Source organism: Micromonospora sp. HM5-17 (assembly GCF_003762835.1).
GTDB lineage: Bacteria > Actinomycetota > Actinomycetes > Mycobacteriales > Micromonosporaceae > Plantactinospora.
In genome coordinates this window covers 286,362-301,028 of the sequence record NZ_RJWA01000004.1, presented here as the reverse complement: position 1 = coordinate 301,028, position 14,667 = coordinate 286,362, and the positions used below count along the sequence as shown (strand labels likewise).

The 14,667-nt window shown below is 72.4% G+C and carries 10 protein-coding genes and 1 pseudogene; 4 read left to right on the top strand and 7 right to left on the bottom strand.

The window, feature by feature from the left end; genetic code table 11:
* Positions 1-322: 322 nt before the first annotated feature.
* On the top strand, positions 323-841 hold the full coding sequence (locus EF879_RS14800; protein WP_123558928.1) for a roadblock/LC7 domain-containing protein: 519 nt from the start codon (positions 323-325) through the stop codon (positions 839-841).
* Between the two features lie 192 nt (positions 842-1,033).
* Here EF879_RS14800 and groEL read toward each other — a convergent pair whose 3' ends face one another.
* From groEL to EF879_RS14785, 3 genes are all read right to left on the bottom strand, one after another.
* Entirely contained in the window at positions 1,034-3,397 is a 2,364-nt protein-coding gene (gene groEL / locus EF879_RS14795; protein ID WP_123558926.1) for a chaperonin GroEL, read from the bottom strand.
* Positions 3,387-3,830, bottom strand: coding sequence for a hypothetical protein (locus EF879_RS14790; protein ID WP_123558924.1), 444 nt, complete (start codon positions 3,828-3,830; stop codon positions 3,387-3,389). The genes groEL and EF879_RS14790 overlap by 11 nt, the downstream gene beginning before the upstream one ends.
* Before the next feature lie 212 nt (positions 3,831-4,042).
* Complete coding sequence (locus tag EF879_RS14785; RefSeq protein WP_233604469.1) at positions 4,043-7,171, bottom strand: S8 family serine peptidase; 3,129 nt, start codon at positions 7,169-7,171, stop codon at positions 4,043-4,045.
* 581 nt (positions 7,172-7,752) lie between these two features.
* Between EF879_RS14785 and EF879_RS14780 the strand changes: the two genes are divergently transcribed.
* Positions 7,753-8,913 carry an AAA family ATPase gene (locus tag EF879_RS14780; protein ID WP_123558920.1) on the top strand — a complete coding sequence of 387 codons (1,161 nt, stop codon included), beginning with the start codon at positions 7,753-7,755 and terminating at the stop codon, positions 8,911-8,913.
* A gap of 60 nt (positions 8,914-8,973) precedes the next feature.
* On the opposite strand, the gene EF879_RS14775 is transcribed toward EF879_RS14780, so the two are convergent.
* Positions 8,974-9,177 carry a hypothetical protein gene (locus EF879_RS14775; protein ID WP_148086445.1) on the bottom strand — a complete coding sequence of 68 codons (204 nt, stop codon included), beginning with the start codon at positions 9,175-9,177 and terminating at the stop codon, positions 8,974-8,976.
* Between the two features lie 161 nt (positions 9,178-9,338).
* On the opposite strand from EF879_RS14775, the pseudogene EF879_RS28140 reads away from it, so the two are divergent.
* Positions 9,339-9,452: pseudogene (locus tag EF879_RS28140) on the top strand (AraC family transcriptional regulator); the annotation flags it as partial.
* 142 nt (positions 9,453-9,594) lie between these two features.
* On the opposite strand, the gene EF879_RS14765 reads toward EF879_RS28140, so the two are convergent.
* Complete coding sequence (locus EF879_RS14765; RefSeq protein WP_199736429.1) at positions 9,595-11,031, bottom strand: MFS transporter; 1,437 nt, start codon at positions 11,029-11,031, stop codon at positions 9,595-9,597.
* A gap of 53 nt (positions 11,032-11,084) precedes the next feature.
* On the opposite strand from EF879_RS14765, the gene EF879_RS14760 reads away from it, so the two are divergent.
* Positions 11,085-12,182, top strand: coding sequence for a GlxA family transcriptional regulator (locus EF879_RS14760; protein WP_370375500.1), 1,098 nt, complete (start codon positions 11,085-11,087; stop codon positions 12,180-12,182).
* Between the two features lie 46 nt (positions 12,183-12,228).
* On the opposite strand, the gene EF879_RS14755 is transcribed toward EF879_RS14760, so the two are convergent.
* Both EF879_RS14755 and EF879_RS14750 read right to left on the bottom strand, forming a co-directional pair.
* Positions 12,229-13,863: a PQQ-dependent sugar dehydrogenase gene (locus EF879_RS14755; RefSeq protein WP_158624178.1), complete on the bottom strand. Its 1,635-nt coding sequence runs from the start codon at positions 13,861-13,863 to the stop codon at positions 12,229-12,231.
* A 101-nt stretch (positions 13,864-13,964) separates the two neighbouring features.
* On the bottom strand, positions 13,965-14,435 hold the full coding sequence (locus tag EF879_RS14750; protein ID WP_123558914.1) for a hypothetical protein: 471 nt from the start codon (positions 14,433-14,435) through the stop codon (positions 13,965-13,967).
* Positions 14,436-14,667 lie beyond the last annotated feature (232 nt).

Here is a 14,667-nt window from a genome sequence, read left to right as displayed (position 1 = left end):
CGGGTCAACAGTAAGTTAGCTGCACAGGCAAATACCCTGTCTTGCGAGATGCAACTTGCACTCCGGCGTGCCACCCCCGCCGCAGGAGCACTCGCGGGGCAGACCGGCCACCGCCCGGCACGCCGTCGGCGCGGCCGGCGGCACTACGGGCAGTGAGGTTCATACCGAGAATGGAGGCGCTGTCAGTGGCGAACCACCATCCGATCCGGCTGCTGTGCTCCCGCGTGGATCAACCCTCCCGCGGTCGCACGCCGACGCTCCGTCCCGTCGGTTCCGCGGCCGTCGCCCACCCGCTGCACGGGGTCAGGGGATGACGACCCCCATGACCCAGTTCCGACGGCCCGCACCGGGCCTGACCGTCGACCCGCTGCCTCGGCGCAGCCCCGGTGCCCGCCTCGACAGCGGCGGCGAAGAGAACATCCCCGAGGAGGCCCTCGCCGCGCAGTCGAGCGTGCCGGCGGAGGGCCAGTCCGCCGTCCAGGCCGAACTCTCCTCGCTGCGGGACCGGGTGCCCGGCGTCCGCGGCGGGGTCCTGGCCGACGTGGACGGCCGTCTGATCAGCCACGACATCGCCTACGGGCCCGAACCCCGGGACCTCGCCGTGCTCGCCGCGACAACGTACGGGCTCGGTCGGCAGTGCGGGCTGACCCTTCAACAGGGGCCCATCCGCGAACTCACGGTCCACAGTGAGCAGGGGTACTTCGTCGTGTACGGCGTCACGGATGCGATCCTGCTCGCCGTCCTCGGCGACGACCAGCTCAACGCCTCCTGGCTGCACCTGGAGGCGGGACCGGTCGCGGCGCGCCTCGCTGACCTGCTGCACGTCGGCGGCACCACGTAGCAGCACGGGCTGGTGGCCGGTGTCGGGCGCGTCCCGATGCCGGCCACCCGCCGGCCCGCCACCATGGGCCGGCCTGCCCGGCCAGCCGCCCCTCCAGCCAGCCGCCCTGCCCGGCCAGCCGGCCTCCAACCAGCCAAACCCCGACCAGCCGGCCAACCCGCGCGCGGCCAAGCCCGACCGGGTGGCCGGTGCTCAGCCGAGCATCAGGTACCGGGTCGCGACTCCGGCCGCCGCGGTGACCGCCTGCCGCAGCGTGGCGACCGCGTCGACGATCCCCGCGTCCAGCGCGGTGACGTACGTCCCGGAGACCACGTCGAAGGTGACCTCGGGGCCACGACGGCGCAGGTCGGCCGGCCCGGCCAGCGGGTCGCGTCCCGCGTTGCGCATCAGCTCCTCGTACGGCGCGACCAGCGCGTCGACCACCACCGCGTACCCGAGCGCCTCGTCACCGCCCCGTGGGGCCCGGCCACCGATCCGGCCGGCCACGGTGATCAACGCGGCGCCACCGCCGGGCACCACGCCCCACTCGACCGCCGCCTTCACGTTCCGCACCGCGTCGTCGATCTGGCGCCGGCGCCGCTTGAGCTGTCCCCCGGGCGACTCGCCCACCCGAATCACCGCCACTCCGCCGGCGAGCCGGGCCAGCCGTTCCCGCAGCGCCTCCCGCTCCGGGCCGGGCTGCTGGCGCTCCACCTCCTCCCGGAGCCGCCGGACCCGCTGGCGGATCAGCTCCGGATCGCCGGCCCCGTCGACCAGGGTGGTGTCCCGGCGGGTCGTGATCACCCTCCGGGCCCCGCCGAGCACCGTGGCCCCGGCGGCGTCGAGGCCGCCGTCCGTCGCCCCCACCACGGTCGCCCCGGTGAGCAGCGCCAGGTCCGCCATCAGGGCCTGCCACCGCGGATCCGGCCCCGGCAGCCGGACCGCGACCGAGGCACGGGCGTCCCGCCTCCGGCCCCCGATCAGCGCGGTCAGCGCGGCATCCCGGACGTCCTGCGCGAAGACGGCCAGCGGACGCCCCTGCTGCCCGGCCACGTCGAGGAAGGGCTGCACCTCCGCGCCGAGCGCCAGGCGCCGGTCGACGACGAGGACCGCCGGATCGTCGAGCACCGCCTCGGCGCCGTCGGGATCGGTCACGAAGTACGGCGAGACGTATCCGGCCGGCACCCGCATCCCCTGGGTGAGCTCGAGTTCGAGCCCGAAGAGGTTGCTCTCCTCGACGATCACCACTCCGTCCTTGCCGACCCGTTCCATCGCACTGGCGAGCAGGTCGCCGACCACCTCGTCACCGGAGGCGATGGTCGCGACCATCCGGAGCTGCTCCTTGGTCTCGACCGGAACCGCGAGGTCGGCCAGTTCGGTGAGGACGGCGTGGGCGGCGGCCTCGATCCCCCGGCAGAGCGCGACGGGATTGGCCCCGGCCCGTAGCGCCGCCGAGGCGCCGTCCATCATGGCCTGGGCCAGGACGACGGTGGTGGTGGCCCCGTCGCCGACCTGGTGCCGTACCCCCTGCACCAGCTCGCGGACGTAGCCGGCGCCGATCGCGTCCCGCGTGTCGTACGCGGTGAAGTGCCGGACGACGCTGCTGGCGTCCCCCAGTTCGTGGTACGTCCCGGCGGCGTCCTCCACCAGCACCCGCCGCCCGAGCGGACCGAAGGTCCGGCGTACCAGGTCGGCACCGGCCCGGAACCCGCGGGCGACGATCGCCTGGTGCCGGTTGTACGTCGTGGGCCGGGGCGCGGCGCCGGCCGCGGCCTTGGTCGCCCGGTCCGGGCCAGCGCCACCGGAGCCGGCGACGGCGGCCACGGTCACCGGAACGGTGGCGAGGTAGATGTGTGGCTCCGCGTTGTAGGCGCTCCACTTCGGCTTCTGGTCCGGCCGGCGCCGCACCACGCCGTCGTGGACGTACCGGAACAGCTCGTCGACGCCGATCCGGCCGTCGCCGTCCAGGTCGGCGCCGCCGGTGGCCAGCCCCTCGAGCAGGACGTCGGTGAAGATGGAGCCGCGGGGCGCCGACTCGACCAGGCCGTCGGACTCGAAGGCGTACTCGTAGCTGTCGCAGGCACTCATCACCACGTACCCGCGGCCGATCTGACCGTCGAGCGCGCCCTGTCCGTTGCCCTTGAAACCCTCGGCGAACGCCCCGGCGAAGCAGCAGTCCAGGACCAGGACCTTGGCGGCGGCCCGGCACGCCTCGAGCTGCTCGTTGACGAAGGAGCGGGAGATGGCGGTGCTGGCCGGTCGGGTCCGGACCGTGTTGCTGGCCGCGAAGTAGAGCCGGTGGAACGGGTCCACGATGCCGTGGCAGGAGAAGTAGAGCAGCACCAGGTCGTCGTTGACGCGGTCGGCGAGCAGGTCCTCGATCTCCCATCTCACCTCGTGGTCGGGCGCGTCGGAGAGGGTACGGACGGTGAAGTTGCCGACCGCCGGATCCTCCAGCACCGCCGCCAGCCGTTCCACGTCCTGTTCCGGTGCCCGGAGCTGGTCCAACGACGGGTCGTCGTACGCGCCGACGGCGACGAGCAGCGCGTAGCGGCCGGCGGGCGGGCTAATCCGCACCGGACCCGACGCCGTTCCGAATCGGCGGTACGCCCAGCCACTCCACCACCATTCGCTCGGTCTCCTCGTCGGGGTCGCTGATGGTCAGGGTGCGGCCACCGTCCCGCAGCGTGATGCGGCGAGCCGCCCCACGCTGAACGAAGGCGACGATGACCTGCGCCAACGCGGTGACGGTGGTGGCGGAGAAGAGGCCGGTGACCACCAGTTCGGCCAATGGCCCGAGCGCGAGTCCCTTACGGCCGGCCGACCCGCCGGAACCCGGCAGCCCGGCGCTCCCCTCCACCCCGCGGTGGTCGTCGGCACCGGGCCGGTCGACGTTCAGGATCGTCCGGGCGTGCAACTCCGTGAGCAGCGCCATCGCGGCCTCCGCGTCGCCGCGTTCGCTGCCGGGGACCGGCCCGGTGATCACCAGGGTGAGGGCGCCGCTATTCATAGAGTAATTGTGAAGTTACGGCGAGTAATCGGCTGTCGGGTTTCCGTCACCGTGTCCCAGCCGGTCGACAGGACAGAGGCGGACCCGGCAGGCCGGTGGCCAGGACGGCGGGCAAAGTCGTCCGTCCCGGCCCACGCCGCCACCGCGAAGGGTGGGACCGGCGCGGGGCGCGCCGGTCCCACCGAACCACGGGGCCGCTCGGCGCTACGGCGTCACGGCGCGATCGCGTACGCCCGGAGGACCGTCTGCCGGACGGTGTTGCCCGACCGGTCCGTGGCGGTGGCCCGGAGCGAGACGAAGCCGGCCTGTTCCGGGTGGCGCAGCAGCACCTGTCCGGTCCCACCGGACGCCACCACCCTGGCCCTGTGCCAGGTACGGCCGTCGTCATACGAGACGTCGACGGCGACTGATCGAATACCGGCGGCGTCGGATCCGGGCTGGCTCAGCACGGAGAACGGGATGCTGAACCACCGACCGGCCGGAGCGGTGTTGGTCTGGTCCAGCGGTGGGCTGAACCGGACCGTGGACAGCGGCAGCCGGTGCGGCGTCTCGCCCGGCACATGCCCGGAGCGGAACGTCCAGGCCGCCTCCACCCTGGTGGAGAGGGAGAACGGGGCGCCCCGGGTCGCGGTCGCCTCGATCCGGTAGTCCGCCGCCTCGGCCGGGACCTCGAAGTCCCCCTCGAGATCGTCAAACTCGCCGATCTTGACGCCGTTACGGTACAGCGTCAACGACGCCGACTCGATCGCCGACCAACCGGAACGGCCGGCGCCGTCGCCGAACATCCACAACCCGACCGAGATCTCGTCGCCGAGCCGGGTGGCCCACTCCAGGGGATTCCGGCGTTCGGCGAACGTGGGACCGAAGACCCCCTGGTTCCACTGGACCTGGGTCACCACCCCGGGCCGGTGCTGCACCCCGTCGGCGCGGTAGCTCGAGATCAGCGGATCCATGTCGTCGTCGGGGACCCATTCGTTGAAGCGATGGTTCCACCGGATGCCGCCGTCGGTGTTGTAGTACTCGGTGCGCTCGAGCGGCGGGGTGAACGGCAGCAGGATGTACCAGCCGACGCGGCTGCCGTCAGCCTGAGTCGCCCAGGCGCCGGCCTCGGCTGTGACGCCCGGGCCGGCGGCGTTCTGGGCGTACCGGGCCGTGACAACGGCCAGTTCGGAGTCGCGTACGGTGCGGGTGAAGCCGGTGAACAGACTGCCCGTACGGAACCAGGCCAGGTGATGGCTGAACGGGCTGTCGACCTCGGCGTCGGCCTTCGCCCAGATGCTGGCCACCCAGCTGTCGAAGCCGTCCACCGGCCCGGCATCGCCGAGTTGACCGGAGTACATCCGGTCGCCCTCCCCGCCAAACTGGGTGTAGAGGAACACGTCGTCGTCGCGGCCCACCTCCACCGAGACCTCGTCCACGACCCGCGCGGCGTCGGGGCGGGAGACGGTGATGGAGACCGGCGCGGCCCTGCGGGCGTCGACCGTCAGGCGCGTGGGGCCGGTCACGTCCACGACGGGTTGGGCCAGCACGCTCAGCTCGTTCGGTGCCGGGTTCCCGGAATCGTCGTCCTGTCGCTGCTCGTAAACGGTGCTCAACAGGATGTAGCGTCCCCTGGGCACCCGGAGGGTCACCGTCGCGTCCGGTCCGGGGATGAAGTACGGGGTGAGATCCTCGTCCCGAAGGAGGTCGGTGAAGTACCACGCCGTCTCGGCTCCGGTGCGGTCCAGGTGGGTCAGGGTGACGTCGTAGCTCTCGACCTCGCGCTCCACCGCGAACGGCGTCTGCACCACCGGCGTGCCGTCGACGCTGGCGACCAGCCGGCCGGTGTAGCGGCCGTCCGGAGCCGCCACCCGGGTGTCCGCGGTGACAGTCACCGTGGCGGTACCTCCGGCCGGCACGGTGACCGTGGACGCGCTCACCGTGAACATCCCGGCCGGCGCCGCCACCCCCTCCGGCCCGGTCGCCGGCACCGACAGCTCCACCGTCACCGGCGCGCTTCCGCTGTTCGTGTACGTGACGGTCTTCGTCACCGGTGTGTCGTCGTCATGCGGCCAGAGCTGCCGTCCAAAGCCGATGCTGGCCGGGTCGGCCGCGACGCTCTGCTGGATCGCCCGGGCCACGTCGACCCGACCGGCGCCCTGCGCGAACACCCCCAACTCCGGGTTCGGCACCGCCGACGCCATCAGGGTCGCCTTCAACGCCGCCGCCCGCCACCGCGGATGCCGCTGAGCCAGAATCGCCGCCGCACCCGTCACATGCGGAGTCGCCATGGAAGTGCCGCTCATCGCCAGGTACGGGTCCGGATCACCCGGATACGCATCCCCGCTACGGGCCGCGCGGATATCCACCCCCGGCGCGGTGATGTCGGGCTTCAGCCCACCGTCACCGATCCGGGGCCCCCGGCTGGAGAAGTCGGCGAGGTTGCCGTCCCGGTCCAGCGCGCCCACCGTGAGCGCCGCCTCCGCGCTGCCCGGAGAGTTGATCGTGCCCTCCGCCTCGTCATTGCCGGCGGCGATGACGAACAGCGTGCCGTACTCGTCGGTGAGAGCCTGTACCGCCTCCTCCAGAGGATCCACCTCCGGGGTGTCCGACCCGCCGAGACTCATGTTGACCACCGTCGCGCCCTGCTCGGCGGCCCACTGCATCCCCGCCAGGATCGACGACTCCGCGCAGCCGGTTCCGGAATCGCAGACCTTGCCGCTCAACAGCTTCGCCCCCGGTGCCACGCCCCGATTCCGCCCACCCGAGGCGGCACCGGTACCGGCGATCGTCGAGGCGACGTGCGTACCATGCCCGTGCAGATCGCGGCCGTCCTCCTCGGTGAAGTTGGCCTGACCGACCACCTGGCCGGCGAGGTCCGGATGGTCGGCGTCGACCCCGGTGTCCAGCACCGCGACCGTGACGCCGGTGCCGTCGTACCCGTCCTGCCAGGCGGCGGGGGCACCGATCTGCGGCACGCTGTGCTCCAGGGTCAGCGTCCGCACACCGTCCAACCAGACCCGGGACACCCCGCCCCGCAGACTGCTGGCTCCCACCCCACCGGTCACATCCCGCCACAGGTCGGCCAACCCCGCCTTGGCTGCCCGGACCGCGACTCCGTCCACCGCCGGCAACTCCCGGACCACCTCGGCACCGGCCTGCCGGGCCAGCGTCCGGCCACGAGCCGCACCACCGGCATCCGCCGTAAAGATCAACGGAAGGTCGCCTCGGCGGTCGTCGTAGCCGAACTCGAGCAGGCCGGTCACGTCGAACAGCCGCGGGTCCAGCCGACCCGCCCGCAGCAACGGCGCCGCATCCGCCGGCACCACGCGCAGGCGCCCACCCTCGCGACGTACGTGCATGGACACGCCGGTACGGCCGGGGCCGGGCCGCACCGACGCCTCGCCATCCGGGCTCACCGTGACCCGGTCACCAGTAATCAACGTGACCGAACGGGACGGCTGACCCGTCACCCGCGACACCGACTCGACGCCGACCCGATCGAGCCCGCCGGCCGTGCCCGGCGACCCACCCACCGGACCAGGTGCCCCGCTCGCCGGGCCGGCCACCCCGCCGGCGGCAACGGCAAGGACGGCGATCACCAGACCGCCGCACCATCGTGTCGATCTTCCCTTCATGAGTCCTCCATACCGGTCTGGCATGCAGCCCGAACGCATAGAGGACTCCCGCTACGTCGATATGGTTGAGTCACCGCCGCCGGCCGGCGCGGGGGCGGTGCGTCAGGTGATCGTCGACGGCGTGGGTGAACGCCCCACCGCCCGTCGAGGAAGCTCCGCACGATGTGCGCCCAGGCCTTCGGCTGGTCGAATCGGCGCAGGGACAGGCCGTCGAACGCGATCGCCGAGACGGTGCCACATGCCCTTCGGCCACCACGGGCCAATATCGCTCGACCCGTGGGCCCCGATCCCGAAGACTGGCCGCCGTGACTGCGGTGCCGGTGTTGTGGGTGTACGGAGCGTCGGGAGTCGGGAAGACCACGGTCACGTGGGAGCTGTTCGTCCAGCTCGTCCGGGAGGGCGTACCCGCCGGCTACGTCGACATCGACCAGATCGGCATGTGCTACGCCCCGCCGACGCCCCACCACTGGGCGCCCGAGCCGGTCGCCGACCCGGGCCGCCACAGGCTCAAGACTCGGGCGCTCGACGCGGTGCTGGCCAACTTCCGGGACGCCGGTGCCCGGTGTGTGCTCGTTTCCGGCGTCACCGACCCGGTTCGCGGAGTGGAGGCGTCGCACGTACCCCATGCGGCGCTGACCACCTGCCGGCTACGCGCCGAACCGGCGGAGCTGCGCCGACGGCTGGCGGCCCGCGCCGGCGCGACCTCGGACTTCGCCGCGGAACTCGCGTACGCCGACGCCCTCGACCGCGCCGGCACGACCGACCTGTGCCTCGACACCACCGGGCTCACCATCGCCGAGGTCGTCGCCGAGGTGCGGGCGCGCACCGGCTGGCCTGATCCGGCGGTATCCGTCGAGGCACCGAGCCCGACGTTTCCGGCGCCGGATCCCACGCCCGGACGGATTCTCTGGCTGTGCGGGCCGGCCGCCGTCGGCAAGTCGACCGTCGGCTGGCAGGTGTACCAGCGGCTCCGGGTGGCCGGCGTCAACGCCGCGTTCGTGGACCTCGACCAGGTCGGCTTCTTCCGCCCGGTCCCGGCCGGCGACCCGGGCAACCACCGGCTCAAGGCGGCCAACCTCGCCGCGGTCTGGCGGGTGTTCCGGTCCAGCGGGGCGGAATGCCTGGTCACGGTCGGCCCGCTCGACCGGGCGGAGGAGGTGCCGACGTACCACGCCGCGCTGCCCGCCGCCAGGATCACGCTGTGCCGGCTGCACGCCAGCCCGCGGGTACTGGCCGACCGGGTCGCGCGTCGCGGCCGGGGTCTCACCCCGACGCGGGGCCTCGCCGGCGACGAGCTGATCGGGCAATCACGGGAGCGGCTGCACGAGGTTGCGGCTCGGTCCGCGCGGGTTCTCGACGCCCTGGCCGGGGTCGGCGATCTGTGGGTGGAGACGGACGATCGGCCCGCGGACGAGATCGCCGCCGAGATCCTGCGCCGCACCGGCTGGCCGTCGCGGCCCCGGTGAGTCCACGCCGCGGCCGATGCCCGGTGTGCCGCGCGTCCCGGCCGGCCGCGGGGAACCGCGCTACTGCTGCCAACCCGCCTTCCCGAGCGACATCAAGACGACCTGCGACGTCGTGAAGAACAGCCAGAGAAGCGCCCAGTACCGCATCGGGATCGACATGAAGGTGTGCGTGTTGTGGTAGCGCTGCGGGTTGTCGGGATCTCGGTTGATCCGGCGCCCGACGTACCACGTCACGACGCCCGCCACGAGGAAGCCGCAGGGCACGCCGGGATAGCCGAACACCTGGTAGCCCGCGGCGACCGTGGCAGCGGGAAAAACGAGCGCCAGGATGCCGGCGCCGGTCCACCAATTGTCCCCATCTCCCCGCTCCAGCGGAACCGTTCGATACTCTAGCCAGCCGGGGCAAGGGAGCCGTCGCAGACGAGTCGGTCGACGTCGTCGTCGGGCGGGGATACGTCGACGAGCCACACCTGGCCCGGGCTCGACGCCGCTACCTCGGACGTACGGCACGGCAGCTTCGCCTGGGGACCAGCGACCCACGAACAGCGGCCCAGAACCCCGCACCCGCCCCGGAGTTCGTCGCCGTCCTCGTTACGACGGACCCCGGGGCGGGCACAGCCGACCTGCGCTGGGAGGAGCCGGTGGGGCAGGCGGCGCAACCGGCTGCACCGGGACGAAGAGTCAGCGAAGGTTGTCGCCGGCGCGCCCCGCACCGTCGACCATGGAGTTGTCGCCGGTTCCGGCACGGACGCCGGCGACAACGCCGTGATCGACCGGCCCCTCGGGTGAGCCCGCGGGCGCGGAGGATGTGGGCGGCGACGGGATCCGGGAGGCGCCCCGGCGGAGCAGCACCGAGAACAGCGCCGCACCGAAGCAGAGCGCCCCGGCGGCGTACCACGCCACGGTGTACTCACCGAGTCGGTCGCGGACCAGGCCCGCGCCGGTGGCGGCGATCGCCGCACCGACCTGGTGGGAGGCGAAGACCCAGCCGAAGACCACCGCGCCGTCTGTCCCGAAGTACTCCCGGCAGAGCGCCACCGTCGGCGGCACCGTCGCCACCCAGTCCAGCCCGTAGAAGACGATGAAGACCAGCAGACTCGGCCCGGCCGTCTCGGCGAAGAGGCCCGGCAGCACCAGCAGGGACGCCCCGCGTAGGGCGTAGTAGGTGCCGAGCAACAGGCGGCTGTCGAGCCGGTCGGTCAGCCAGCCGGAGGCGACGGTGCCGGCGATGTCGAAGATGCCGATCAACGCGAGTAGGCCGGCGGCGGTGGTCTCGGCCATCCCGTGATCGTGGGCGGCCGGGATGAAGTGGGTGCCGACCAGTCCGTTCGTCGACAGACCGCAGATCGCGAAGCCGCCGACCAGCAGCCAGAACGCCGGGGTCCGGGCCGCGTCACGCAACACGCGCAGCGCGCGGGCCGCCGCCCCGCCCTGCGGCGCCGGCGCCGGCACCACCTCGGTCGCCCCGTACGGCGGCAGCCCGAGTTCCGCCGGGTGGTCGCGGAGCAGCCACACCACCAGGGGTACGACCGCCAGCGCCGCCCCCGCGACGACCAGTGCGGCCGTGCGCCAGGTGTACGTCTCGACGAGGTTGGCCAGCAGCGGCAGGAAGACAAGCTGTCCGGCGGCACCGGCGGCGGTGAGTACCCCGGTGACCAGGCCCCGGCGCCGGACGAACCAGCGTCCGGTGATGGTCGCCACGAAGGCGAGTGCCATCGAGCCGGTGCCGAGCCCGACCAGGACGCCCCAGCAGAGGATCAGCTCGACGCTCGTCCGCATGAAGACCGTCAGGCCGCTGCCCGCCGCCACCATGGTCAGCGCGACCGCGACCACCCGCCGAATCCCGAACCGGTCCATCAGCGCGGCGGCGAACGGCGCGGTGAGACCAAAGAGCAGCAGGTTGACCGAGACGGCGGCGGAGATGGTGGCCAGCGGCCAGCCGAACTCGGCGTGCAGCGGGTGCAGCAACACGGTCGGGGTGGCCCGGAAACTGGCGGCGCCGACCAGCGCCACGAACGCAACAGCGGCGACCACCCAGGCGGGATGCAGACTGCGGATACGGATCACGGGAGCAGTGTGCGGCGCGCGGCCGGACTCGACGAGTGGCCGGAAAGCCATGATGCGCAAGAATTGGGCCAACATCGCCGGAGCGCGTCGGAGGAGGGGTCGACATGGTCGAAAGCGGGGTCGGCATGATCGGCGGTGGGGTCGCCACCGAGGTCCCGAAGCGGGCCGCGGCCGGATGGGACGACGTACCCGTGCCGGGCGCGCACCGGATCGCGGTGCTCGCGATGGACGGGGTCGTCGGGCTCGACCTCGGCACCCCGGCGCAGGTCTTCGGCAGCGCCCGGAACGCCGACCGGCGGCGGCTCTACGCGGTCGACGTCTGCACGGTGGGTCGGCGCCCGGTGCGCAGCAGCGCGGGCTTCCAGATGTTGCCCGATCACGGCCTGGAGCTGGTCGAGCAGGCGGAAACCGTGATCGTCCCCGGAGTAAAGACCGGATCACCGCTGGACGACGGAACCCTCAACCCCGAGGCCGGGCAGGCGCTGCGCCGGGCGCACGAGCGCGGGGCGCGGATCATGTCCATCTGCACCGGGGCGTTCGTCCTCGCCGCCGCCGGCCTGCTCGACGGCCGCGCCGCGACCACCCACTGGGCGTACGCCGAACGCTTCCGCCAGCTTCACCCCCGGGTCCGGCTCGACCCGGACGTCCTCTTCGTGGACGACGGTGACATCCTCACCTCCGCCGGGGTCGCCGCCGGGATCGACCTCTGCCTACACGTGATCCGGGCCGACCACGGCAGCGAGGTCGCCAACCGGGCCGCCCGCCATTGTGTCGTCCCGCCCTGGCGGGAGGGGGGCCAGGCCCAGTACATCGAACGGCCGCTGCCGGTCCGCGGCGACAGCGGCACCGCCCGGACCCGCGAGTGGGTCCAGCGGCGGCTGCATGAGCCGATCACCCTGGCGCAGATGGCCGCGCACGCCGGGATGAGCGTCCGGACCTTCACCCGGCGGTTCCGTGAGGAGACCGGGCTCAGCCCGGCCCAGTGGCTGCTGCAGCAGCGCACCGACCACGCCCGGCTGCTCCTGGAGACGACCGACCTCGGGATCGACCAGGTGGCCCACCGGTCCGGGTTCGGTACGGCCGCCGCGCTGCGCCAGCAACTGCGTCAGCGGCTCGGAGTGGCGCCCAGCGCCTACCGCCGAGCTTTCCGGCACGTCGCCGCCAACGGCGCCGGGCCGAGGACCGATCAATCCTCGGTGTGAGGAAGGGCCCCCTTTACAACAAAAACCGATAACAAGGGGCCCTTCCTTACACCCCAGTGCAGGGGGTGTCGTTCAGGGTGAAGCGGGTCGGTGTCGGGTTCGGGCCGGTGTTCGAGGCGAGGAAGCCGAACTGGACGGTGTCCCCGGGCGGGATCGCAGCGTTCCAGGCGACGTTCCGGACGGTCACCTCCGCGCCCTGCTGGCTGCCGCTGGCGTTCCAGAAGGTGCCGACCTGTTGCGCGGCGGTGAAGGTCCACCCCACCGTCCAGCCGTCGACCGGCGCGGTTCCGGTGTTGGTGACGGTCACCGTCGCGATGAAGCCGGTTCCCCACTGCTGGTCGACGCGGTAGCTGACGGTGCAGCCAACCGGCGGGGCGGTGGTGCCGAACGCGATCCGGTGCAGCTGGCCGGGGAGGTCGTTGACCAGGTACAGCTCGCCGTTGGCGTCCTGGCCGAGGCTGGTCGGCTGGATGGTCAGCTCGGTCAGCGCCCGGGTCTGGTACGCGCCGCCGGGGGTGGCCGGCGGCCGGACCACGAACGCGGTGCCGGAGCAGTAGTCGGTGGCGAGGTAGGTTCCGGCGGCGATGTCGGCGTACTCCCGACCCCGGTAGACGTACCCGCCGATGACGGCGCAGCCGTCGGTCGAGGTGCGGTACGAGTAGACCGGTTCGACATACTCGGCGTCGTCGGAGCACCGGTCGGGGTTGAAGACCTGTGGACCCTCCCGGCAGGACCAGCCGAGGTTGGCGCCGCCCTGGTCGCCCGGCAGGTGGTCGATCTCCTCGAAGGTGCCCTGTCCGACGTCGGCGATCCAGAGTGAGCCGTCGCCGCCGAGGTCGTGCGAGAACTTCCACGGGTTGCGTAGCCCGTACGCCCAGATCTCCGGCCGCGCTCCGGCGGTGTCGACGAACGGGTTGTCGGCGGGTACGCAGTAGTTCCGTCCGTCGCAGGAACGATTGACGTCGATCCGCACGATCTTGCCGAGCAGGGTGCCGAGGTTCTGTCCCGAGTTCAGGGCGTCGTTCGCGCCGCCGCCGTCGCCGATGCTCCAGTAGAGGTAGCCGTCCGGGCCGAAGGCGATGTGCCCACCGTTGTGGTTGGAGAACTCGGCGTGGGGCTGGGTCAACACCACCTCCTCCCGGTCGACGGGGATCGGTGCCTGGTCGGAACTGTCCAGGGTGAACCGGGCGAGCGTGACCGCGCCGTCGGGCAGTGCGGTGTACGTGACGTACAGCGTGCGGGTCCGGGCAAAGTCGGGGGTGGTGACCAGACCGAGGAGACCGCGTTCGTTACCGGAGGTGTCGACCCGGTCGGTGATGTCGAGCAGCGGTTCGGCGGCCAGCCCGGTGTCGGGGTGGTAGACGCGAATCCGGCCCTGCTTCTCGGTGATCAGCAGCCGACCACTGCCGTCGTCCGGGGCGAAGATCGCGGTCGGCCGCTGGAGTCCGAAGGCGACCTGGGTGGTGCTGACGGTGAGCTGGTCCAGTGGGGGTACGGCGGCGGTGGAGCGCCCGGTGGCCGCGGGCTGCCCGGCCGGGCCGGACCGGCCGTCGACCACCGTCGGCTCTCCGGTGGCCGCGGCGGGGTGTCCGGCGGCCGGCGCACCGAGCGCCACGAGCGGACCGAGGACGGCGGCCACACCGGCGACGCCGAGCCGCCCGCGAGAAAGACGTCGCAACATATCGACTCCCATCGGTTAACAGGAAGGTAATGCCGCCGACGACCTCTAGATCCACGCATCTCACAGTATGGGAACGCTCCCAGCGACGTCAGCCAGCGACGTCAGCGCGTGGTGGGGCGCAGGGCGCGCAGCTCCTCGCGATGGATCGCCAGATGGATCCGACCGTGGATGTCCAGCATCCGTCCCCAGGGCAGCGACTCCTCGACGGCCAGCGCCGTCCCCTCCCGGAGGTGGCACTCCACCGGAGTCTCCGCCGCCGGCCCGAGCCGATCCAGCAGCGCACAGAGCCGACCGCTGGTCGTCTGGAGCCAGGCGACCAGCCCCGACAGTCCGGCCGGATGCACCGCCATGGCATCCACCTGGGGTGGCAGCGTGGACTGCGCGTCGTAGTACGTCCACGGCGAGCCGGCGAGCACCGCCTCGGTCGCCTCGATCATCAGCTCGTCGTTCGCGGCCAGGTGCGCCACGACCTGCTCGGCGGTCAGGCCGCCGGGCGGCGGTGGGCCGAACCCGCCCGCGGTCACCTCGGTGAGCAGGTCGTCGTACGCCCGGCGCAGCTCCGCCGCCTCCATTCATCCCAGTCTAGGGATTTGCCCCGTCGACCATGGAGTTGTCGCCGGAATCCGGGGCCGGAGACGACAAGCGCCAGGCCGGGGGCGGCGACAATTTCCCAGCCCGGAGGCGACAAACGCCAGCCCGGAGGCGACAAACGCCAGGCTGGAGGCGAAACTCCACAGCTCGGAGGCGACAACTCGCCAAACCGGAGGCGACGACGCGCCGGTGACGACGACTCCATGGTCGGTG